21 protein-coding genes are annotated in these 21584 nt (G+C 71.1%); 7 read left to right on the top strand and 14 right to left on the bottom strand.

The window, feature by feature from the left end; genetic code table 11:
- Positions 1 to 75: 75 nt before the first annotated feature.
- Positions 76 to 813, bottom strand: a complete 738-nt coding sequence (locus tag IH61_RS0124170; protein ID WP_031073258.1) for a GntR family transcriptional regulator — start codon at positions 811 to 813, stop codon at positions 76 to 78.
- Positions 814 to 1176: 363 nt separating this feature from the next.
- On the opposite strand from IH61_RS0124170, the gene IH61_RS0124165 reads away from it, so the two are divergent.
- Entirely contained in the window at positions 1177 to 2712 is a 1536-nt protein-coding gene (locus IH61_RS0124165; RefSeq protein ID WP_051837817.1) for an arabinofuranosidase catalytic domain-containing protein, read from the top strand.
- Positions 2713 to 2785: 73 nt separating this feature from the next.
- Positions 2786 to 5194: a ricin-type beta-trefoil lectin domain protein gene (locus IH61_RS0124160; RefSeq protein WP_078911352.1), complete on the top strand. Its 2409-nt coding sequence runs from the start codon at positions 2786 to 2788 to the stop codon at positions 5192 to 5194.
- 115 nt (positions 5195 to 5309) lie between these two features.
- Here the strand turns inward: IH61_RS0124160 and IH61_RS0124155 are convergent, their stop codons facing one another.
- The 4 genes from IH61_RS0124155 to IH61_RS0124140 are packed head-to-tail and all read right to left on the bottom strand — an operon-like array spanning position 5310 to position 10486.
- On the bottom strand, positions 5310 to 7304 hold the full coding sequence (locus tag IH61_RS0124155; RefSeq protein ID WP_031073252.1) for a hypothetical protein: 1995 nt from the start codon (positions 7302 to 7304) through the stop codon (positions 5310 to 5312).
- 35 nt (positions 7305 to 7339) lie between these two features.
- Positions 7340 to 8224: a carbohydrate ABC transporter permease gene (locus IH61_RS0124150; protein ID WP_051837815.1), complete on the bottom strand. Its 885-nt coding sequence runs from the start codon at positions 8222 to 8224 to the stop codon at positions 7340 to 7342.
- Positions 8214 to 9122 (bottom strand): carbohydrate ABC transporter permease, encoded by a 909-nt coding sequence (locus IH61_RS0124145; RefSeq protein WP_031073248.1) that lies wholly within the window; start codon positions 9120 to 9122, stop codon positions 8214 to 8216. Before IH61_RS0124145 ends, IH61_RS0124150 begins: the two co-directional genes overlap by 11 nt.
- The gene (locus IH61_RS0124140; RefSeq protein WP_031073246.1) at positions 9119 to 10486 is read right to left on the bottom strand and encodes an ABC transporter substrate-binding protein; all 1368 of its coding nucleotides are present in this window, start codon (positions 10484 to 10486) and stop codon (positions 9119 to 9121) included. The genes IH61_RS0124145 and IH61_RS0124140 overlap by 4 nt, the downstream gene beginning before the upstream one ends.
- A gap of 364 nt (positions 10487 to 10850) precedes the next feature.
- Between IH61_RS0124140 and IH61_RS0124135 the strand changes: the two genes are divergently transcribed.
- Complete coding sequence (locus IH61_RS0124135; protein WP_031073243.1) at positions 10851 to 11651, top strand: FadR/GntR family transcriptional regulator; 801 nt, start codon at positions 10851 to 10853, stop codon at positions 11649 to 11651.
- A 211-nt stretch (positions 11652 to 11862) separates the two neighbouring features.
- Positions 11863 to 12768 (top strand): hypothetical protein, encoded by a 906-nt coding sequence (locus IH61_RS41325; RefSeq protein WP_158845241.1) that lies wholly within the window; start codon positions 11863 to 11865, stop codon positions 12766 to 12768.
- Positions 12769 to 12781: 13 nt separating this feature from the next.
- Here IH61_RS41325 and IH61_RS0124125 read toward each other — a convergent pair whose 3' ends face one another.
- From IH61_RS0124125 to IH61_RS0124115, 3 genes are all read right to left on the bottom strand, one after another.
- Entirely contained in the window at positions 12782 to 14152 is a 1371-nt protein-coding gene (locus IH61_RS0124125) for an MFS transporter (RefSeq protein WP_031073240.1), read from the bottom strand.
- 71 nt (positions 14153 to 14223) lie between these two features.
- The gene (locus IH61_RS0124120) at positions 14224 to 14577 is read right to left on the bottom strand and encodes an ArsR/SmtB family transcription factor (protein WP_031073238.1); all 354 of its coding nucleotides are present in this window, start codon (positions 14575 to 14577) and stop codon (positions 14224 to 14226) included.
- A gap of 171 nt (positions 14578 to 14748) precedes the next feature.
- Positions 14749 to 15168: a hypothetical protein gene (locus IH61_RS0124115; protein WP_031073237.1), complete on the bottom strand. Its 420-nt coding sequence runs from the start codon at positions 15166 to 15168 to the stop codon at positions 14749 to 14751.
- Positions 15169 to 15467: 299 nt separating this feature from the next.
- Here IH61_RS0124115 and IH61_RS0124110 point away from each other — a divergent pair, with 299 nt between their 5' ends.
- On the top strand, positions 15468 to 15956 hold the full coding sequence (locus tag IH61_RS0124110; protein ID WP_031073234.1) for a carboxymuconolactone decarboxylase family protein: 489 nt from the start codon (positions 15468 to 15470) through the stop codon (positions 15954 to 15956).
- Between the two features lie 86 nt (positions 15957 to 16042).
- Here the strand turns inward: IH61_RS0124110 and IH61_RS0124105 are convergent, their stop codons facing one another.
- The 3 genes from IH61_RS0124105 to IH61_RS41320 all read right to left on the bottom strand — a co-directional run bounded on the left by IH61_RS0124105 (position 16043) and on the right by IH61_RS41320 (position 17743).
- Positions 16043 to 16267, bottom strand: a complete 225-nt coding sequence (locus IH61_RS0124105) for a hypothetical protein (protein ID WP_031073232.1) — start codon at positions 16265 to 16267, stop codon at positions 16043 to 16045.
- A gap of 20 nt (positions 16268 to 16287) precedes the next feature.
- Entirely contained in the window at positions 16288 to 17145 is an 858-nt protein-coding gene (locus tag IH61_RS0124100; RefSeq protein ID WP_031073230.1) for a thermonuclease family protein, read from the bottom strand.
- Positions 17146 to 17272: 127 nt separating this feature from the next.
- Positions 17273 to 17743 (bottom strand): MarR family winged helix-turn-helix transcriptional regulator, encoded by a 471-nt coding sequence (locus IH61_RS41320; RefSeq protein WP_051837811.1) that lies wholly within the window; start codon positions 17741 to 17743, stop codon positions 17273 to 17275.
- A gap of 61 nt (positions 17744 to 17804) precedes the next feature.
- On the opposite strand from IH61_RS41320, the gene IH61_RS0124090 reads away from it, so the two are divergent.
- A complete protein-coding gene (locus IH61_RS0124090; RefSeq protein ID WP_031073226.1) occupies positions 17805 to 18902 on the top strand; it encodes an FAD-dependent oxidoreductase in 1098 nt (365 codons plus the stop codon).
- Between the two features lie 59 nt (positions 18903 to 18961).
- On the opposite strand, the gene IH61_RS47825 is transcribed toward IH61_RS0124090, so the two are convergent.
- The 3 genes from IH61_RS47825 to IH61_RS47815 all read right to left on the bottom strand — a co-directional run bounded on the left by IH61_RS47825 (position 18962) and on the right by IH61_RS47815 (position 20152).
- Positions 18962 to 19312, bottom strand: coding sequence for a hypothetical protein (locus IH61_RS47825; RefSeq protein WP_031073224.1), 351 nt, complete (start codon positions 19310 to 19312; stop codon positions 18962 to 18964).
- A gap of 134 nt (positions 19313 to 19446) precedes the next feature.
- Positions 19447 to 19662 (bottom strand): hypothetical protein, encoded by a 216-nt coding sequence (locus IH61_RS47820; RefSeq protein WP_031073222.1) that lies wholly within the window; start codon positions 19660 to 19662, stop codon positions 19447 to 19449.
- Positions 19663 to 19789: 127 nt separating this feature from the next.
- A complete protein-coding gene (locus IH61_RS47815; protein ID WP_031073220.1) occupies positions 19790 to 20152 on the bottom strand; it encodes a BlaI/MecI/CopY family transcriptional regulator in 363 nt (120 codons plus the stop codon).
- A gap of 301 nt (positions 20153 to 20453) precedes the next feature.
- Here IH61_RS47815 and IH61_RS0124070 point away from each other — a divergent pair, with 301 nt between their 5' ends.
- Entirely contained in the window at positions 20454 to 21548 is a 1095-nt protein-coding gene (locus IH61_RS0124070; RefSeq protein WP_031073218.1) for a sugar ABC transporter substrate-binding protein, read from the top strand.
- The last annotated feature ends 36 nt before the right edge of the window (positions 21549 to 21584 follow it).

Below are 21584 nucleotides of genomic sequence, written 5' to 3'. Positions count from 1 at the left end.
GGTCAGGGCATGCCCTTGGGGGGTGCGGGGGGGGGGGGGGGGGGAGGGACGGAGGGTGCTCTCGGGTGGCCTGCTTCAGAGACGGTCGGCGTGCAGGGCCATCTGCGTCATCGCGCGCTGGGCACGCTGCAGCACCACGGCCATCGAGTCGCCGACGTGGGCGTGCAGGGCCCGGTAGCCCTCGTCGAGCCGTCCGTCCCGAACGAACTCCATGATCTCGATGTGTTCCGTGATGGTCGTCTCCACCCGGTCCTGGGTGAGGAAGTCGTACATACGGACGCTGCGGATGCGCTCGCTGACCGTCACGAGGGCGTCGGTCAGCGCGGGATTGCCCGCGGCGCGCGAGAGTTCGGCGTGGAAGCGCTCGTCCTGGACGACGAAGCGCGGGTCGCACGCGGGCGGGTTCTCGCGCATGGCGTACCAGCGTTCCAACTCGGCCGCGATGACGGCCGGGTCGTGTCGGACCGAGGGGTCCTCGATCGCCCGGGCGATGCCGCGCAGTTCCAGGGTGACCCGGAGTTCGTAGAAGTCCTTCAGCTGGGTCAGGTTGGGGATCCTGACGTGGAAGCCGCCGTCACCACGCTCGATCAGACCGTCCGCCAGCAGCCTTGCCAGCGCCTCGCGTACGGGGGTCCGCGACACTCCGAACCGTGCGGCCAGCCGCATCTCGGCCAGCCGCTCGCGCGGGCCGAACTCGCCGTCCAGCACGGCCGCGCGCAGCTGTGCGTAGGCCGCCTCGCGGAGCGAGGGCGGGGGCACCACCGCACCCGGGTCCGGCATCGTGTCCGGCTGCGTATACAGCTTCGAATCCATGGGTGGATACGCTAGGAACCGCTTGTTTCACGGAGAGTTCGCGTCTCGTGAACGCATCGTTTCCGAGATCTCACCGCGGGCCGTGCCACCGGGGCTCAGTGGCGTCGTGAGCCTGTCGCAGAGGCTTGTATTGCACATGTCTTGAAGTCTCGGCGGCGTATGTGTCAGTCTCATTTCGCCATCCCGGATGTTTCGAGCGGCGAGCAGCGCGGACCCACAAGTGATCTCACTCGGCCAATTGTGAGCGCTCACAGTGGCGGAGCTGCTGCTGTGGGGCGTCCGGCGGCATTCGAGCGGTCACCGCTCCGCACATGAGACTGATCCATCTGCGTCGAAAGAGTCCTACTCATCGAGGAGCCTCCGATGCACCATCGCACGCCCTCCACCCCCACCGGTTTACGTCCGTTCGCCCCGGCCGCCGCGTTGCTGCTGGTCCTCGCGATGGCGACGGCCCTTCTCGGCGGCCGGGCCGTCGCGAGCGGTCCCGTCGCAGGAGCGCAGCCCGTCGAGGCCGTCCCTGCCGCGGCCGTCCCCGCCGCGGCAGGAGCGCTGCCCTGCGACCTCTACGCGGCCGGCGGCACGCCCTGCATAGGGGCCCATGCGACCACCCGGGCGCTGTTCACGGCCTACAACGGCCCGCTGTACCAGGTCCAGCGGGCATCCGACCACGCGTACCGCGACGTGGGCCTGCTCTCCGCCGGCGGCTACGCCGACGCGTCGGCCCAGACGGCCTTCTGCGCCGGAACCTCCTGCACCATCACCAAGATCTACGACCAGAGCAGCCACCACAACGACCTGCCCATCTCGTGGGGCGGCTACTGGAAGGGACCGGGCCCGAACGGCGCCGACGTCGGCGCGGACGCCGCGGCCCTGCCCGTCACGGCGGGCGGGCACCCGGTCTTCGGCGTCAAGGTCACGCAGGGAGTGGGCTACCGCCACGACCACGCCGACGGAGCTCCCACCGGCTCCCAGCCCGAGGGCATCTACATGCTGACCTCCTCCGACTTCACCAACCAGTGGTGCTGCTTCGACTACGGCAGCGGCGAGAACAGCCACACCGACACCGGCAACGCCACCATGAACGCCATCTACTGGGGCAACGCCTGCTGGTTCGGCGGTTGCACCGGCAGCGGCCCCTGGGTCGAGGCCGACCTCGAGAACGGGATGTTCCACACCAACACCGGCTCCAACAAGGACCCCGCCAACCAGGGCGTCCACCTCCCCTTCGCCACCGCCATGGAGAAGAACAACGGGACCAGCAACTTCACCCTGAAGTACGGGAACGCCGCGACCGGCGGGCTCACCACCACCTACTCCGGCGCCCTGCCCAACGGTTACTCGCCGATGAAGACCGACAGTTCCCTCCTGCTCGGGACCGGCGGCGACAACAGCGTCTCCGGCCAGGGCGAGTTCTTCGAGGGCGCCGTCACCGCGGGCTTCCCCACGGACGCCACCGAGAACGCGGTCCAGGCGAGCATCGCCGCCGTCGGCTACGGCAACGCGGGCGGCGCCGCGGGCGCCCCGCTGCGCAGCACCAGCGCCGACCGCTGCCTGGACGTCCCCAACTCCGGCCAGGCCAACGGCATCCAGACGCAGCTGTGGGACTGCCACGGCGGCACCAACCAGCAGTGGACGTCGACCTCCGCCAAGGAGTTGAAGGTCTACGGAGGCAAGTGCCTGGACGCCGAGGCCAAGGGCACGGCGAACGGCACCAAGGCGATCATCTGGGACTGCAACGGCCAGACCAACCAGCAGTGGAACGTCAACGCCGACGGCACCGTCACCAGCGTCCAGTCCGGCCTGTGCCTCGACGTCAGCGCCTTCGGCACCGCGAACGGGACCCTGATCCAGCTGTGGCAGTGCACCGGCGCCACCAACCAGAAGTGGGCCCGCAGCTAGGCCGGTTGAGCAGCTGAGCAGAGCCGAGCAGCTGATCCGAACGCCCCCACCCAGGCGAAGAGAGAGCGATCCCATGAAGCAACCCACCCGACGCCGACTCCGGGCGTCGACCCTCGTGCGAGGGGCCCTCGTCCCGGCCCTGGCCGCTGGCGCCCTCGTGGCCGCGCCCGCCGCGGTCTCGCACGCGGCGACGACGACCACCCTGTACGTCTCACCGACCGGCAGCGGAACCGCGTGCTCCTCCGCGGCCCCCTGCTCCCTGCTCCAGGCGAAGACCTCCGTGGAGGCCGTCAACGCGAGCATGACCGGGGACATCGTGGTGCAACTCGCGGACGGCACCTACCGGCTGACCGCGCCGCTCACGCTCGGCAGCGCGGACTCGGGCGGCAACGGCCACCGGGTGGTCTGGCAGGCCGCGCCGGGCGCCACCCCGGTGCTGTCGGGCGGGCAGCAGGTCACGGGCTGGACCCTGAAGGACGCCGCGAACAACATCTACGCCGCGTCCGTCCCGACCGGAACCGACTCGCGCCAGCTGTACGTGGACGGCATGCTCGCGCCGCGCGCGGCGATCCCGATCTCGCGCAGCGACGTGACCATCACCGCGAGCGGGATGACCATCACCAATCCGGCGCTGAACTACCTGGCCACGCTGCCGCAGCAGAACCGGATCGAGCTGGAGAGCCAGAACTCCTTCACCGACCGCTTCGCCCCGGTGCGGTCCATCAGCGGCACCGACATCACCATGCAGCAGCCGGCCTGGAACAACAACAACTGGGGCTACGACACCCTGGCCAAGCCCTTCGCCGGCGGTTCGATGCAGTTGGAGAACTCCTACGCGTTCCTGAAGTCCGCCGGACAGTGGTTCCTGGACCCGCAGGCGGGCCAGCTCTACTACAAGGCTCCCGCGGGCTGGTCGGCCTCCGCCCACGACATCGAACTGCCCCGGCTGACCTCCCTGTTGCAGATCGGCGGCAGCTACACCAGCCCCGCGCACGACCTCACCTTCCAGGGCATCGCCTTCAGCCACACCACCTGGCTGCAGCCCGGCACCAGCATCGGCTACGCCGACCAGCAGAGCGGGGCGTTCCTCGCGGACACCGTCGACCAGCCCTCGGACTTCATGACCTCCTGCCAGTCGGGATGCCGGCTGTTCGAGGCCGCCCGCAACAGCTGGCACCAGGTGCCGGCGGCCGTGCAGGTCTCGGCGGCCGCCTCCGTCACCTTCTCCGGGAACTCCTTCGCCCACCTGGGCCAGGTGGGCCTCGGCATCGGCAACGACGCCAACGCCCATGCCTCCGGTGTCGGCCTGGGCGCCTCGGACGTCACGGTCTCGGGCAACACGTTCACCGACGACTCCGGGTCGGGCATCGTGGTGGGCGGCGTGCAGCCCGACGCCCACCACCCGTCCAACGCCGCGATGACGAACCGGAACATCACCATCCAGGACAACCGGATCAGTGACGTCGCCAAGGACTACAAGGACATGGCCGGGATCCTCTCGACCTACGTCACCCACGCCGTCATCACCCACAACGAGGTCTCGGACCTCGCCTACGACGGCATCGACGTCGGCTGGGGCTGGGGCGCCAACGACGCCGGCGGCAGCCAGGACTACCGCAACCGCGGCCTCTACGACTACCAGCCCGTCTACTCCACGGCGACGACCCTGAAGAACACGGTGATCAGCTACAACAAGGTGCACGGCACCAAGAAGGTGTTCCACGACGGCGGCAGCATCTACACCCTATCCGCCAACCCGGGGACGAGCATCGACCACAACCACGTCTACGACAACAGGAACACCGTCGGCCTCTACCTCGACGAGGGCTCCCGCTACGAGACCCTCGGCAGCAACGTGGTCCAGGACTCGGGCGTGTGGGCCTTCACCAACGCGAGCGGCAGCAACAACACCAACGACAGCACCTTCTCCGGCAACTGGTACAACGGGGGCGCCACCCAGGTCGCCACCGGTGCCCCGCACAACAACGTCCTCACCGGAAACGTCCAGGTCGGCGGAGTCGACTGGCCCGCCGGGGCGCAGCAGGTGATCGCCCAGGCCGGGGTGACGGGCGGCAGCGGCGGCAGCACCACCGGAGCCGTGCACGCCGTGGGCGCGAACAAGTGCCTGGACGTGCCGAACTCGTCGACCACCCCGGGGACGCAGACCCAGATCTGGGACTGCGGTGGTTCGGCCAACCAGCTCTTCACCCGCACCCCCGGCGGCCAGTTGACGGTCTACGGCGGCACCGGCCGGCTCTGCCTGGACGCGTACGCGAAGGGCACCGCCAACGGCACCAAGGTCGCCGTCTGGACGTGCAACGGGCAGACCAACCAGCAGTGGACCTTCAACTCCGACGGCACGATCACCGGAGTCCAGTCCGGACTCTGCCTGGACGTGACCGGGGCTTCCACCGGCAACGGCGCCCTGGTCGAACTGTGGACGTGCAACGGCCAGAGCAACCAGCGGTGGAGCCTCTCCTGAGGATGCCCCGGGCGACCACGCTCCGGAGCGGGGCACGGACCCTGGAGGGCCCGTGCCCGCTCCGGGTATTCGGCGGACCGGGTGACCACGGCGACGTAGTCGGCGAGGGCCCGGATCACGCCTGCGGGTCGGCCTGGGACCCGTCGGCCGGGGCGTCGAACGGTGAGCGGTAGCTGGGGGTACGGGTGCGGAGTTCGAGGCGGAGCGTCAGCCGGATCCGCGTGGACGCGGGCAGCCGGACCGTCAGGAACGCTTCGCCGCAGGCCGTCTCGGCCTCGCCGACCACCGGCTCGGAGTGGCCGTAGTCGTACAGGTCGCCGATCCAGCTCTCGTCCGCGCAGGTCGTGTACCGGACCGAGGCGATGGTGTGCTCGGCGAGGGCGCCGGCCTGGACGACCACCGTCCGGTCCGCCTCGGGCGAGAGGTTGACCAGTTCCACGGTGGTCGCCCCGGGGTCGATGGAGGTGACCAGGGCGGCCACGTCCGGCGGCAGCCCCGCGCGACGGGCCCGGGCGTCGTGGTAGCGCAGCCGGGCCTGCTGGAGGCCGCCGTTGTAGAGCACCTGCGGGCCGCCCCAGGTCAGCTGGACGAGCGCCTCGGTGACCACCGGGTTGCACTGCTGCCACACGTGGATGTCGGCCTCGTCCACCTCCAGGCCGCGGTAGCGGTCCATCCGGCGCAGGCGGTGGCGGACCTGCGCCTGGGCGGCGGCGAGGATCCGCTCGGGGTAGCCGGGGTCGTCACCGGCGAGGAACGCGAACCACGCCTTCTCGTGCCCGGACTCCTCCTTGGCCCGGAACGGCCGCAGGGTGCTCCAGTCGAGGTCGTCCGCCGCGCGCAGCCCCTCGATGCGGGCGCGGTCGGCGTCCGAGGCCGTGTGGTGCCACAGGGCCACCGGCACGGGCAGGGTGACCGGGTTGTAGTCGAACCAGCCCGAGTCGTTGTGCCGGAACGGGAGATGGAGCGTCGGTGCGTCGGTGTCCGGGCCGAGTTCGGCCACCCACTTGGACCGCAGGCTGGAGTCCGACGCGCCGAAGGGCATCACCTCGGCGCGGGTGAGGAGGTCGTCGAGCGAGGTCGCGACCATCGAGAGGTAGTCGTCCTCCCCGGTGGCCACCGCCGCGGCGAGCGCCGCCACACAGGCCGCATGGCCCACGCTGTGCCAGCCGTGCGGCCAGGACCAGCCGTAGTGGCCTCCGTACCAGCGCCCTTCCAGCAGGCTGCCGACGACCCCGTCCGGGCCGACGTTGTCCGGGATCAGACCGCCGTTCGCCTCGGTGCGCTCCCGCCAGGCGCCGACGTAGTCGACGATCCAGTCGCGGTAGCGCTGCTCCCCGGACAGGACCCAGGCGTTGAGCACCAGTCCGGCCGCGGCGAGGTTGACGGCGGTGTCGCCGACGCCCATCCGCTCGCGCATCTGCTCGCCGAGCCGGGGGTCCGCGGAGAGCGGGTACGGGCCCTCGGCCGCGTCGGGCAGCCACTCCAGCGGGTACCCGTAGGTGTCGGCCTCCTTCTGCAGCCACGGGTAGACGTCGCCGTCGGACAGCCCGGTGCGCCCGGGGTCGGCGCCGTTGTGCGGGCGGGTGATGATGCGGTGCGCGGGGTCGTAGTTGCCGTTGGCCGGGTCGACGTACAGGTCGGCGAACCGCAGGGCGCGCTCGGACCAGCGGTCCGGCTCGGCCATGCACAGGAAGTAGAGCAGGAGCAGGCTCTCGCCCTGGTGGAACCAGTCGTAGCCGCGCTCGTACCCGTCGCGGAGCATGCCCAGTTCGGTGAGCTGCGCGGTCACTCCCTCCCAGTGCTTGCCGCCGGCGGCCAGCAGGTCGTCGGCGCCGCCGAGGAGGTACAGCTGCGGCCAGTTGAAGAACACCTCGTAGAAGTCGTCCGCACCGTCACGGGTGGTCAGCCGCCCGGTGTAGTTCAGCCGGCCGTCGGGGCCGGTGAAGTCCCGGGCGAAGCGGCGCCAGCCGTGGTCCAGCAGGTCGAACAGCGAGCGCTGCGCCACCGCCCAGCCGGGCGGTTCCAGCAGCGGTACGCCGGCCCGGATCTCGACGGGGGACGCCGCGGCGCCCTCCTCGCCCGGGGAGCGGTCGGTGGGGCTGAGGGGCATGGCGGAGGTTCTCCGATCGGGTGACGGCGCGGGCGTCATTCCTTGGTGGCGCCGGCGAGCATCCCGCCGACCAGGAAGCGCTGGGCGAAGAGGAAGACCACCAGGACCGGCGTGATGGCGACCAGGGTGGCGAGCGCCAGCTGCGGGCGCTCGATCGCGAGCGATCCGGCGGCCGGGTTGAACTGCGGCACGTTGCTGAGCAGGTTGCCGACGCCCACCTGGACCGGCATCTGGTCGCTCTCGGGGAGCATCACGTAGGGCAGGAAGTAGTTGGTCCAGTTGGCGACGAAGCTGAAGAAGCCCACGAGCGCGACGACCGGTGTCGCCAGCGGCAGTGCCACGTGGCGGAAGACGCCGAACTCGGAGCAGCCGTCCATCCGCGCGGCCGCCAGCAGGTCCTTCGGTACGGCGGTGCTGAAGTAGATGTACGTCAGGTACACCCCGAACGGGTAGAAGGCGTACGGCAGGACGATCGACCACATCGTGCCGATCAGGTGCGCCGCGTTGATCTCCAGGAACAGCGGCACCACCAGCGTGGCGCTCGGCATCAGCATCACGATCAGGGTGGCGACCAGCAGGGTCCTGCGGCCGCGGAACTCGGTCATGGCCAGCGCGTATCCCGCGGGCACCGACACGCAGAGGGTGATGACCAGGGAGACGACGGCGTACAGGGCGGAATTGCCCAGCCACTGCAGGATCGCGCCGTCCTGGAAGCCGCTCAGCGCGTGCCAGTTGTCCGCGAGCGCGTGCCAGGAGCCGAAGGAGAGCGGGCTGTCGTGGACCAGTTGCCGGTCGGTCTTGGTCGCCGCGAGGACGAGCCAGAGCACCGGCAGGACGAAGAACACCGCGAAAACCGTCAGGACGGAGCCGGTCAGCAGCCTTGACGGCGCCCGGCGAAGGGAGAGGGGCTCAGTCCGCATCGAAGAATCCCGACCGTGCGACGAAGAGACCGGCGGCCGTCACGCTGACGAGCAGGAGCTCCATCGAGACCGCGGCGGCGCCGTTGATGTTGTTCATCTGGAAGGCGAAGTCGTACGTCAGCTGGTTGAGCGAGTAGTCGCGCCCGGCCACGCCCACGCTGGCGAGGGAGAGGAGCTGCGGCTCGACGAAGAGTTGCGCGCCGCCCGCGAACGCGAGGATCACCATGTAGACGATCCACTTGCGGAGCATGGGGATCTGCACGTGCCAGGCGGTCCGCCAGGCGCTCGCGCCGTCGATCCGCGCGGCTTCCAGGACGTCCTGCGGAATGTTGTTGAGCGCGCCGTACATGACGACGATCCAGCCGCCCGCCCCGGTCCAGAACGCGATGACGGCGAACAGGACCGGCAGGTTGCCCGGCGCGATGACCGCGCCGAACGTGTCGAACCCCAGCAGCCCCAGCAGGGAACTGACCGGGCTCACCGTCGGGTCGAGCATGAACAGCCACACCAGCACGCTCGCGGCGCCCGCCAGCGCCCCGGGGATGTAGTACAGGAAGCGGAGCGTGCGGCTGAGCGGCCCGGAGGACAGGCGGTGCAGCAGCAGCGCCAGGCTCACCACGAACACCACCAGCGACACGAGCCAGAACAGGAGGTAGACCGCCACGTGGCCGACCGAGTCCACGAACCGGAAGTCCTGGGCCGTGGTGACGAAGTTGGAGAAGCCGGTGAAGGAGCCACCGGCGTCGGTGAAGGCGAAGTGAACCGCGTAGGCGGTCGGGAGGACACCGAAGGCGACCAGCAGAATCGCGTAGCCGGCGACGAACGCCAGGCCGGCCCGGCTCCGGCCGGCGCCGCTGCGACGCCGGCCGGAGCCGCCCGAGGAGGAGGTCACGGTCACTGCGAGACCTTGTAGCCGAAGGACTCGGCGTGCTTGACGATCGAGTCCTGCCAGGCCGGCAGCAGGGAGGTGATGGTCCGGCCCTGGGTCAGGCCGGGCTTGACCGTGGCGGCCCAGATCGCCTCCTGACTGAACTGGCCCGAGCCCCAGTCCGGCCACACCTGGGAGGACGCGTCCTTGAGGGCGCCGAGGTCCCCGGCGAAGTACCCGGAGGCGGCCTGGGCCTTCAACCAGTTCTCGGCGGCGGGCGCGTAGGCCGGGAAGCCGGGGGCCTTCTCGCCCTGGTAGGCGTTGTCGGTGGTGACCCACCGGAGGAAGTCGGTGGCCGCCCTGAGGTGGGTGGAGTGCTGGGAGAGCACCCAGGTGCCGCCACCGACGTTGCCGGTCGACGGAGAGGTGTCGCCCTGCCACTGCGGGAGCGGGGCCACCCCGATCGTCCTGTCCGGGGTCTTGAGGGTGTCCCTGAACACCGCACCGCCGTACCAGGCCGGGCCGGGCATGAGCAGGACCTTGTCGGCCCGGTTCTTGCCGAAGTCGGTGCTGAAGACCCCGCCGGCGGACATGGACCCGTTCTTGATCAGCCCGTCCATGAGCTTGGCCATCCTGGTGCAGTTCTCACCGCCGGTGTTCACCGACACGGCCTTGGGGCCGGTGATGTGGTTGGCCCCGCACTTGCTCGCCCAGAGGTAGATCTCGGGGGTGTAGGAGTCGCCGGCGTCGCCCACCAGGTAGCCCGGGTGTTCGGCGGCCACCTTCTCCCCGAGCTGCTGGTACTCCTCCCAGGTCTTCGGCACGGTGTAGCCGAACTGCCGCATCAGCGGGGCGTTGTACCAGAGCACCGCCTGCGAGAGGTCGTTGCGCAGGCAGTAGACGCTGCCGTTGACCGTGCAGACGTCGTTGGCGCCCTTGGCGAACCCCGCGAGGGTCTCCGCCGGGACCAGGCCCTTGTCGAGCGGCGCGGCGAAGCCCGCGTCGACCGCCCAGGTCGCCTCGTTGTTCTGGGAGCTGAAGACGACGTCGGGCCAGCCCTTGCCGGTCCGGTTGAACAACTGGACCTTGGTCTGGAGGTAGTTCGACCCGTTGGCGTCACCGTCGTAGGAGACGATGTCCAGCTTCACCTCCGGGTGGAGCGCCTGGTACTGCTTCGCGGCGGCCATGCGCGTCGCGTCCACCCAGACGGTTAACGCGCCGTCCGTCTGGGCGGCCTGGGCGAAGCCGTCCTTGGTGGTCCTGGCGGGGGTTCCGCTGCTGCAGGCGGCCACGGTCATGGCCAGGGCGGCCGAACAGGCGGCCACCGCCACCGCTCGTCTCCTGCTGGACAGTGCTGCCTTGGCCTTGCCGGCCTGCGGCTGGTTGACGGTCATGAGCGACTCCACTGCAGGGGCCCGAACACGTCGGGAGGTGGGGGACGGGTGACGCCGAGCCGTCCCAGGCCGGGCGTCGGGTGCCGAAGGGCTGATGGTCCGCCGTCAGCCTCGGGATAAATTAGCCGCCCTATTTCGAGGGGCGTCAAGGGTTGTCGCAGCCTCATTTCAGGGAGGTTTCCGACCGATGTCCCGCTATTTCAGTGGATTTGCGACCTGTTCATCCCTGTTCTGCCCGATTCCACCTTCGGATCAAGGCCGGCGGGCTCTGGGTAATGAGTAGGATTCATCGCCCCCTGCGGTACGATGGGCCGGCTCCACAGCGATCAGCCGCCCCTCGCGCCGTCACCCGGAGGCAGGACAGATGAACGAGACGCCCACGACCGACACGGCCGTGCCTCCGCAGGCATCTCCCGCTGTCGCGGCAGCGGTGAACGGCTCGGTCGAGGAGCGTCGGGACTACCGCCCCGGGTACGAGATCGTGTCGGAGCAGATCCTCGAGTACATCGCCGGGCAGCGCCTGGAGCCCGGCGACCGGCTGCCCACCGAGCAGGACCTGGCCAAGATCCTCAACACCAGCAGGGCGGTGGTGCGGGAAGCCGTGAAGATCCTCTCGGCACTCGGCCGCGTCCGGGCCCACAAGGGGCGCGGGCTGTTCGTCGCCGACGACGAGGGCATGCTCATCACCAGCCGTTGGGGCGGCTTCTTCCGCCCCGTCGACATCGACCACGTCCTCATGCTGTTCGAGTTCCGCAAGGTCCAGGAGACCGCCGCCAGCAGCCTCGCGGCCACCCGTGCCACACCGGCCGAACTGCGCACCATCGAAATCGCCACGGAGCAGTGCCGGCACGGAGTCGACCACGCCCGGGTGGACGTGTTCAACCAGGCCGACGAAGACTTCCACACGGCCGTGGCCACCGCCGCGCACAACACCTTCCTCCTCAGCGCCGTACGCGACGCACGCCGACTGCAACGGCAGTCCAGCGCCATCGGTCTCCACGACACGCTCGGCGAAGGCGCCCAGTCCGCGGTCGAGGAGCACGAGGCGATCTACCGGGCCATCCGCGACGGCCGCCCCGAGGAGGCCGCCGCAGCCACCGTCGTACACCTCGACCGGACGCTCGAGGACTACCGGCGGGAGATCCAGAGACGCCTGTTCGGCTGACGCCGGAAACCGCCCGACGGCGGGAGTGTTGTCGCCCGCAGCGGCGACTACCTCCGCCGGTGCGCCGCGCGCCACGACTACGGCCCCATCGACATCGAGTTCCACGAACTCGTCCTCATCGGCCGGAACACCGGGGTCCTCACCCTCCTCGTCGCCGCCGACGACTGACAGGGTGACGGTGTTGACTGGTCCGATGCCTTCGATATCTTCGATGCCTTCGATACCAGAGCCGTCAGAGCAGTCGCACACCGAACTCGTCGTGATGGTCCGGGACCTGTTGGACAGCCACGATCCGGACCGTCAGGGGCGGCCGACGGTCCTTCGGCTTCCCGAGGACACGGACCCGGACGAGCTGGCCGGGCTCAGGGCCACGCTCGGGCAGTGGGCGGGGCGGCCGCGCAGCCTGGCCATGGACCGCTTCGTCGACCCGACCGTGACCGAGGCGCGGGGCCTCTCACTGCTGGAGCCGTTCGGCGACGAGCTGGTGGAGTTGGCCGGCTGGGGGTACCGGGCCCACTGGATCGGCCTGGGCCGGATCGCCGTCGGCAACGGAGCCGGAGCCGGAACCCAGCCGGTCGTGGTCGTCGCGGAGCGGCCCGACCCCGCGTGGGCCGGGCTGCCCGAAGAGAGCTCCTGGACCGAGAGGCTCTGCGCGATCACCGGCTGGAAGCCGAGGGACCGCCCCGCCGTCGACTGGCAGGCGGTGGAGGCCGCCCTGGGGACCGCTCTGCCGGACGACTACAAGGAGATCGTCGACGCGTTCGGCCCGGGCAGCTTCGACGGATACGTCGACCTGCTCGTCCCGCACACGGGCCTGGACCTCATCGGCTGGTCGAGGAGCGGCGCCGACCGGTTCGATCCGCACCCGGCGTTCCCGGCGCCGCACGGGTTGCTCCAGTGGGGCAGTTCGGAGCAGGAGGTCGAGTTCGTCTGGCAGACCGGCGCGGACGACCCGTCCGCCTGGCCCGTGCTCGTTCGTAAGGAGTACACCGCGGGCTGGCAGCGGATCGACTGCGGCCTGGGCGAGTTCCTCGCTCGCCTGCTCACCGACGTCGGCCTCGGCTTCCCGCCGAGCTACCTGGTGGACACCCACGTCTTCGAGAGCTGGGACGGCTGACGGTTCAACCGCCTCAGGCGGCCGGGGTGTGGGTGCGGACGGGGCGGGGCCAGGTGTGGTGGTGCTGGTCGATGACGTAGTGGTGGTCGTGGCGCCAGGTGCCGTGGGCGGCGGGGCGGGCGTCGGCGAGGTGGGGGTGGCCGGCGGGGAGGTCGGTGTGGGTGTGGCCGAGGGCTGAGGGGTCGCGGGGCGGCCAGAGGGCGGCCGCCGTACCGGCTGCGCCGAGGGCGAGGAGGCCGAGGACGACGGCGGTGGCGGGCAGTCCGGCTCCGGCGGCGAGCCAGCCGGCGAGGGGGTAGGTGAGCAGCCAGCAGCCGTGGGAGAGGGAGAACTGGGCGGCGAAGGCGGCGGGTAGGTCGGGGTCGGCGGCCGAGCGGCGGATGACCCGCCCGCCCGGGGTGAGGACGGCGGAGCTGGCGGCGCCGACCAGGGCCCAGGCGGCGAGCAGGGCGAACCACGTGCCGGTGTCGGCGGAGGCGGAGGTGATCGCCGTGACGGCGGCCAGGACGCCGGGCAGGGCGAAGGCCGCCGCCAGCATCACCGCGCGGTCGCCGACCCGGTCGAGGAGCCGGGGGAGTACGAGCGCCGCGAGCATCGAGCCGACGCCGTACGCGCCGAGGGCGAGCGAGACCGCCCCGGCGGGCCGGTGGAAGTGGTCGCGGACGACGTTGACGGTGTCGACGAAGACGATCGCACCCGCCGCCGCCACCGCGAGGTCCAGCGCGAGCAGCGCCCGCAGCCGGGGCGTCGCCCGGAAGAGCCGCGAGCCGAACGCCGCCTTGGCGTAGATCCCGCCGCCGCGCTCGACGGGCGCCGGTCCGGGCAGGACGGCCGAGACGACCAGGACGGCGGAGGCGAGGAACCCGACCGTCGTCCCGGCGAACAGCCAGTTGAACGAGACGGCCGACAGCAGGACCGCCGCGAGCGCCGGGCTGAACAGCGACTCGAGGTCGTAGGCGAGCCGGGACATCGACAGGGCGTTGGTGTAGTCGCGTTCGGCGGGCAGCACGTCCGGGATGGTGGCCTGGAAGGTCGGGGTGAAGGCGGCGGAGGCGGCCTGCAGCAGGAAGATCAGGACGTAGACCTGCCACACCTGGTCGACGAACGGCAGGGCGAGCGCGACCCCGGCCCGGGTGAGGTCCATGGCCACCATCAGCGCCCGCCGGGGTATCCGCCCGGCGAGTGCCCCCGCGACGGGCGCGACGGCCACGTAGGCGACCATCTTGATCGCCAGCGCGGTGCCGAGCACCGCCGAGGCGTCGTCGCCCGCGATCCTGTACGCGAGCAGCGAGAGTGCCACGGTGGCCAGCCCGGTGCCGACGAGGGCGACGACCTGGGCCGTGAACAGGTGGCGGTAGGCGCGGTTGCGGAGCACGCTCAGCATGGAACCAGCATAAATAACACGTGCATACGTGTGCACCTGTATGGCATTCGGCCCTCGCTCGGGGCGGGGGCTCAGTCGTGCGGCGGCAGGTGCGCGATCTGGTGGTCGGCGACGTTCAGTGCCTCGTCGACGAGCCGCCGCAGGTGCCCGTGCCGCAGCGAGTAGACGACCCGCCGCCCGTCCTTGCGCGTGGTGACGAGCCCGGCGAGCCGCAGCTTGGCCAGGTGCTGACTGACGGAGGGCCGCGCCGCGCCGCTGACCTCCGTCAGCGTCGTCACGTCCGCCTCCCCCCGCCCGAGCCGCTCCAGCAGCGCGAGTCGCGTGCGGTCGGCCAGCAGGGCCAGTACGGACACGGCGGCGTCCAGCCGCTCCTCGCCCCGCTGCTGCGAGCGGTGTGCATCTGCTGGATCGGCGCCGGTACTCATGCGGTCATCGTAGGGGCAGAGGGGCAGAGGGGCAGAGGGGCAGAGGGGTAGAGGGGTAGAGGTGCGTACATGTGGTTTCACGCGTCCGGGGCGACTCGGCAGGAGGGCGCCGGCCTGGGCGAGGCCGCGTCACGGCCGGATGCCGGACCGGGATCCCACTCCGGTGCGGGCTCAGGCGGTTGCGATCAGGGCCTCGATCTCCTCGAGGATCGGGCGGTAGGCCCCCTCCGCCTTGCGCATCAGGGCCTCGCACTCGGCGAACAGCCGCCGGGAGCGGGCCCTGCGGTGGGGCAGCATCCCGTAGCGCCACAGCCGTACCGAGCGCATGTCCACCATGAACCCGGGCTTGCACCGCACGCCGTGGGCGTGGCGGACGACCTCCTCCGCGTGGCTCAGCAGGCTCTGGTACGCGTCGTGGCCCACCTTCCACCGGGTGGCGTCCTCCTCGCTGCCCGCCACCTCGACGCCGCGCACGGTCGGGCCGACGACGTCGTAGAGGGTGAACTCGAGCCCCTCGGGCACCTGGGCCCAGGACATGGCCCGCCAGGGCCACGGGATCAGGGTGAACGTGCGCTGCTGTAGGCGGATCAATCGGTCCCCCGGGGTCGGTGCGCGTCGGGCTGGTACCCGTGGCCAGCGTACCGGAGTCACGGGCGGCGTCCGGCGTCCCATATTCCGTTTGCGGCACGGGTGTTGACACCTGATTCGACGGGGTCCGCATCATCTCGACAGGTCTGAACCACTGGCTGGATTGGTCGAGACCACAGTGAGGGAGGAAGGCGGTCCGGCGGGCCGGGGACTCCTCTCGGCCGGGTGCGTTGTTACCTTCCCCGGCCCCTCTCCGTCATGGGCGGTGAAAGCACGTGATGCCGAAGAGGAAGCAGATGACGATGGAAACGCGTTCGATCACCCCGCGGATGACCCGGGACCCGCTGGAGCTCGTCCCCGAGCTGGCGGAGGTGTCGGCGGCACTGTTCAAGGCCACCGGCAACCGCACGGTGCCGCGGACCACGATCAGCCTGGTCCAGCTGAGGGCCGGCCAGATCGTCGCCAACACCTACCTGACCGTTTTGCACACGGGGTTCCTGCGCAAGGCCGGGGAGTCCGAGGAGCGGATCACCGCCGTGTCCTCCTGGCAGGACGCGCCGTACTTCACCGCCGCCGAGCGGGCCGCCCTCGCCCTGGTGGAGGGTGTGCTCCAGCCGTCGGTGCACGGCGAGCGGGTCTCCGACGAGGTGTACGCCGAGGCGTCGCGGCAGTACGACGACAAGGCGCTCGCCACCCTGATGATGGCCATCGGGCAGGTCAACTTCTTCATCGCCATCGCCCTGATCGCCAAGCCCGTCCCCGGACGGTCCTTCAGCGACCCCTGGGCGTGAGCCCGGCCTCCTGACCCGCGCCGCCGCTGCACTACTTCTGTAGTGCCACTACTTCCGTAGTGCCAATACGGGAGTAGTGGCGCGCGTCAGAGGGTGGCCGCGAGGGGGTCCGCCGTGCGGAAGGCGCCGTCGCGGAAGGTGTCCAGCCCCAGGGCGGACTGCGGCCCGCGGAACGCGAAGAGCGGCCGGTCGAACAGGCCGACGACCTCGTTGGCCAGGTGGTTCACCAGGTTGCGGGTGCCCGGTTCGGCGGTCTTGATCCGGTGGGCGGTGACGGCTCCGGCCGCTCCGCTACTCCGTCGGTCCGGCACTCCGTCACTCGGGCACTCCGTCACGACTCGTCGAAGACGAGGTCCTCGGGCGGGTTGGTCATCCGCAGGGTGTCGCCGTTGGTGACCTGGACGACGAGGTCCAGGCCCGTGGTGAAGTGGCTGGTCGACAGGATGGTGTACTTGTCGGCGCGCTGGGCGAGGTAGGCGGGGAAGCCGCTGATGTCGAAGCTGCCGAGCTGGAAGTAGTCGATCAGTCGGCGGAACAGCTTGGGCAGGATCACGGCGTCCTCGGTGACGGAGGTCAGCCCGGTGATCTTGACGCCGGTGGTGGTGACGTCCTGCGGCCACAGGCCCAGCCCGGCGGCGCGGGCGGCGACGGCGACGGTGGTCAGCTCGTTGCGCAGGTCGGGGAAGAGGCTGCGGTAGAAGGTGGGGAAGGCCAGGCCCGTCTTCACCAGGTGGTGGTTGGCGGTGGTCTGCAGCAGGGGGACGTCCACGGCGACGTCGGTGCCGCTGGCGGCCGGGCCCTGCCCCGCGCCGACCAGGGCGATGCAGCGGCCGAACTGGTCGGCGTCGCGGGTCAGGATGAAGCCGGGGGCCGTCGCCGGGGTGACGCCGGTGATGGTCTCGTGCGCGTCGCGCTGGATGTTGCTGAAGCCGAGGAACGCGAGCAGTTCGTCGGCGGCGGCGTGGCCGGGGACGAGCGGCTGGTGGTCGCGGTTGGGCCCGTAGTGGGTCTCGGTGGCGTCGATGGCGTCCAGCCGCAGCTGGGTGCGGCCCTGGCCGTTGTGGTGGACGGTGTTGGTGCCGTGCAGCAGGTTCCAGTCGTTGGGGTCGTCGGGGGTGAAGTGGATCGAGTCGCCGTCCGGCTGGGCGCCGATCACCTGGAACGAGCCCTGGATCAACAGCATGGTCATGGTGGCCTCCGCAGGATGAGGGGTGGGCGACGCCGGCTCGACCGGCGTCCTGCCGGGAGCCGTGCGGCGGCGTCGTCGCACACGTCATCATCGCCACGGGTCGACGCGGTCGGCCGGGCGTAGTCACCTATTCGGATTCAGCGGCGGGGGCCGGCGGGTTCCGGTCCTGGGCGACGAACCGGGTCAGGAGTTCGTGCAGATGGCGCTGCTCCCGGGTGCCGAGGACCTCCAGCAGCTCCAGCATCGCGCCGCTGAACAGCTCGCCCGCCTCCCGGAGCCGCTGCTCGCCCTCCCCGGTGATCGCGACCTCGTACATCCGGCGGTCGTTCGGCGCCCGGCGCCGCTGCACCAGGCCCCGGCCCTCCAGGTCGTCCACGATCCGCACCAGGGTCGACTTGTCGATGCCGAGCGCCGCCCCCAGCTCGCGCTGGCTGCGGGCGCGGCCCTCCCGGAGCGCGGACAGGACCCCGGCGTGCTGAAGTTCGAGGCCCGTCGGGCGGGCCGCCTGGTTGGCCTTCGCGCGGGCGAGCTGGTGGGCCCGGTACAGCAGCAGTCCGAGGGCGGCCGGATCGACCGGTTGGGCTTCTTGAGCTTCCATGGGGGCGATGCTAGCGTGCGAGACGGTCTCACATGAGACGATCTCACCTTGGGGTTGCATCATGCGCGTTCTCGTCATCGGGGCCGGCCTGGCCGGCCCGTGCCTCGCCCACGGCCTGCTCCGGCACGGCCACGACGTACGAGTCCTCGAGCGGGACGCCGCCGTCGACGCCCGCGCACAGGGCTACCGGATCCACATCAACGCCGACGGGGACGCGGCGCTGCGCCGGTGGCTGCCCCCGGCGGACTACGAACAGGCCCGTGCCACCTCCTGCCTGACCACCCGAGGCGTCGCCTTCGCCGGGCCCGACCTGCGGGAGTTCCGCGAGATCGAGGTTCCCCCCGAGGCGTCCGGCCTCACCGTCGACCGGCTCACGCTGCGCCGGATCATGCTGCGCGGCCTGACGGGCTCGGTCCGCTTCGGCGCCGCCTTCTCCCGCTACGACCTGCTCGACGACGGCACCGTACGCGTCCACCTCGCCGACGGCTCCACCGCCGAGGGAGACCTGCTGGTCGCCACGGACGGTGCCAACTCCGGCGTCCGGCGCCAACTGCTGCCCGACTTCCCGGTGACCGTGCGCGACACCCGGCTGATCTACGGCCGCACCCCGCTCACCGCGCACGTACGGGCGCTGACCCCGGAACCGGCGCTCGGCGGCTTCCTGGGGATCGTCGGCCCCGCCGGCCGCCAACTGGCCCTGTCCGCCCAGCAGTTCCGGCGCAGCCCGGCCGAGTTCGGCCTGCCGGAGGCCGAGGACTACGTGATGTGGAGCGTGGCCGGCGACTTCGGCCCCGAACTCCTCGACCTCGGCGCGGCCGAGCAACTGAACCTGGCCGCCGACAGCATCGCGGACTGGCACCCCTCGCTGAGCGCCCTGGTCCGCCTGGGTGACCTCCGGTACGTCGTGCCCGCGAACATCCAGAGCTCCGAACGCCCCGGCCCGTGGCCGCCGGTCCCCGTCACCCTGGTCGGCGACGCTGCGCACCCCATGCCCCCGGCCGGGATCAGCGCGGGAACGGCCATCCACGACGCGGGGTTGCTCGCCGCGCGCCTCGTCTCGGGCGCGCCCCTGCTGGACGCCCTCCGCTCGTACGAGCGGGAGATGCTCGACCACGGCTTCGCCGCCGTGGCGGCCTCCAGCCGGAACCACGCTGGCTGACCCCCTCCTCTCGACCGGTCTCGGTCGACGGGGCGCCGCCGGGCGGGGCGGCTGTAGGTTCAGCCCGCAGGATGCGAGGGTGCGCTACCGGGGCGGTGTTGGAGGTCGACCGGGTTCTCGCCGTTGTTCGGCGGCAGGGTGGGCGTGGTGGCGGGGCGCGGCGCGGTCGTCCCGGGAGTGTGGAGGCCCGCCGGTGCGGAGCCCTGGGAGGAGGGCGCGCTCGGGGCGATGGCGCCGCCCTGCTGGGGCGCGGCCGGCGTCGATGCGCCGGCCACAGCGGCGGGCGGGGTGCTCGGGACGGTCGTGCCGACCGGCGCGGGTGCGGGCGCGGGGGAGGCGCCCGAGCCGCAACCGGCGGCGGTCAGGACGAGCAGCAGCACGGCGGCCGAGGTGGCGAGGGGTGTCTTCACGGTTCGGGCGTCTCCGGTCTCGTACGGTTCCGGGGTTGGACGACGGCGACGCCGGGCCGGTTCCGGGACGAAGGTGCCCGGCCCGCTCCACGTGAGCGGACCGGGCGCCGATGGGGCGGCGGCGGGGGAGCCGATCAGGGGCGGACGGTCGGAGCGTCTGCCCGGTCGGGCGTGGCGAACAGCACCGGACCGGTGGTGCAGGGAGCGGACCCGGCCCGGAGGGCGAGGCCCCCGGCGACGGCGTACATGGCCTCGTCGAAGGCTTGGCCGTTGGCGGGCGCCTTGCCGACGGCGAGGACGGCCACCGCCCTGCCGTTGGCCACCGAGGTGGAGAGGTAGTCGCCGACCACGTGGTCCCGTCCGTCGAGGCGGCGCAGACGATGTCGTTGGCCGGGCAGCCCGAGCGGAAGCGGTAGTCCTGCCGGGCGACGTACACCTTGCCGTTGGCGTCGATCTCGGCGGAGGGCCGGACCGGCGCTACTCGCGGGTGTCGAGCAGGTCTCGCAGCGCCCGTTCGTCCTCGGGACCGAGGCCCGCCACGAAGTGCTGAAGGACCGCCAGGCGGTCGGCGCCCCGGGCGAGCGCCTGGTTCATCTGCGAGGCGGCCTGGTCGGCCGGGCCGCGCACGGGCGCGTAGGCGTGCGCCCGGCCGGTCCGCTCCCGCTCCAGCAGGCCCTTGCCGTGCAGCCGGACCAGCACGGTGAGCACCGTCTTGGGGGCCAGGTCCGTGTCGTCGAGCGCCTCGTGGACCTCGGCCGCCGTCATCGGACCGGCCGACGCCCAGAGCAGGCCCATGACCTCGGCCTCCAGCGCCCCGTACTCGCGCCGCCGCTCACCCACCCCGTTCCCCTCCGTCCCCTCGCAGTGGCGGGAACCCTACCCGGCCGGGGGCACGGCGAACAGGCCCCCGGAACGGCGGTCCGGACGCGGGGATGTGACGGCGGCCGGGTTCCGGTGACTCGATCGTTACGTTCGAGGGTCGACGCGAGGGGTTGGCGGACCTCATTCGCAGTCGTATGTTGTCGCAGGCAACAAACAGGGCCGGCCGCTTCTCCTGGTTCGGGCTCGTGCCCTTCCGCACCCCCTCCCTCAGTCACGCACGTCCGGCATCGGCCGGACACGCCTCGAAAGGACCCTGCCCATGCGCAAGGGGCTCCTGTTCGCCACCGCCGCCGTGTCGGCGGCCCTGCTCTCCACGGTCACCGCCTGCGGATCCTCGGGCTCCGGCACCGGCTCGGGAAGTGCCAAGAAGCCGAAGATCGGCGTGATCCTGCCGGACAGCAAGTCGTCCGTGCGCTGGGAGACCGCGGACCGGACGTACCTCGCGGCCGCCTTCAAGGCCGCGGGTGTGGACTACGACATCCAGAACGCCGAGGGCGACAAGCAGGCGTTCCAGACCATCGCCGACCAGATGATCACCAGCGGAGTGAACGTGCTGGTCATCGTCAACCTCGACAGCGGGACCGGGAAGGCCGTCCTCGACAAGGCCAAGGCCCAGGGCGTGGCCACCATCGACTACGACCGGCTCACCCTCGGCGGCTCCGCCCAGTACTACGTCAGCTTCGACAACACCCAGGTCGGCAAGCTCCAGGGCGAGGGCCTGACGAAGTGTCTGACCGACATGGGCGCGAAGAACCCCGTGGTCGCCGAGCTCAACGGCTCCCCGACGGACAACAACGCCACGCTGTTCGCCAACGGCTACAACGGCGTGCTCGACCCGCTCTACGCCTCCGGGCAGTACACCAAGGGCCCCAACCAGTCGGTGCCGGACTGGGACAACGCCCAGGCGCAGACCATCTTCGAGCAGATGTACACCAGCCAGCCGGCCATCGGCGGCGTGCTCGCGGCCAACGACGGCCTGGCCAACTCGGCCGTCGCCGTGCTGCGCAAGAACCACCGCAACGGGCAGGTGCCGATCACCGGTCAGGACGCCACCGTGCAGGGCCTGCAGAACATCCTGGCGGGCGACCAGTGCATGACCGTCTACAAGGCCGTGAAGAAGGAGGCCGACGCGGCGTCGACCCTCGCGGTCTCCCTGGCCGGTGGCAAGAAGGGCGAGACGAACGCCACCGTCCACGACCCGACGGGCAACCGCGACGTCCCGTCGGTGCTGCTCGCGCCCCTGTCCGTCTTCAAGAACAACATCCAGGACGTCCTCACCGACGGCTACGTCACCAGGGCGCAGCTGTGCACCGGCGACTACGACGCGCTGTGCACGAAGGCCGGCATCAAGTGAGGGCCGGCAGCAAGTGAAGTCAGGCATCGAGTGAAG

This window comes from Streptomyces sp. NRRL WC-3742 (assembly GCF_000720635.1).
Lineage (GTDB): Bacteria > Actinomycetota > Actinomycetes > Streptomycetales > Streptomycetaceae > Kitasatospora.
The sequence above is the reverse complement of the archived record's forward strand: the minus strand, read 5'-3'. Positions and strand labels throughout refer to the sequence as shown.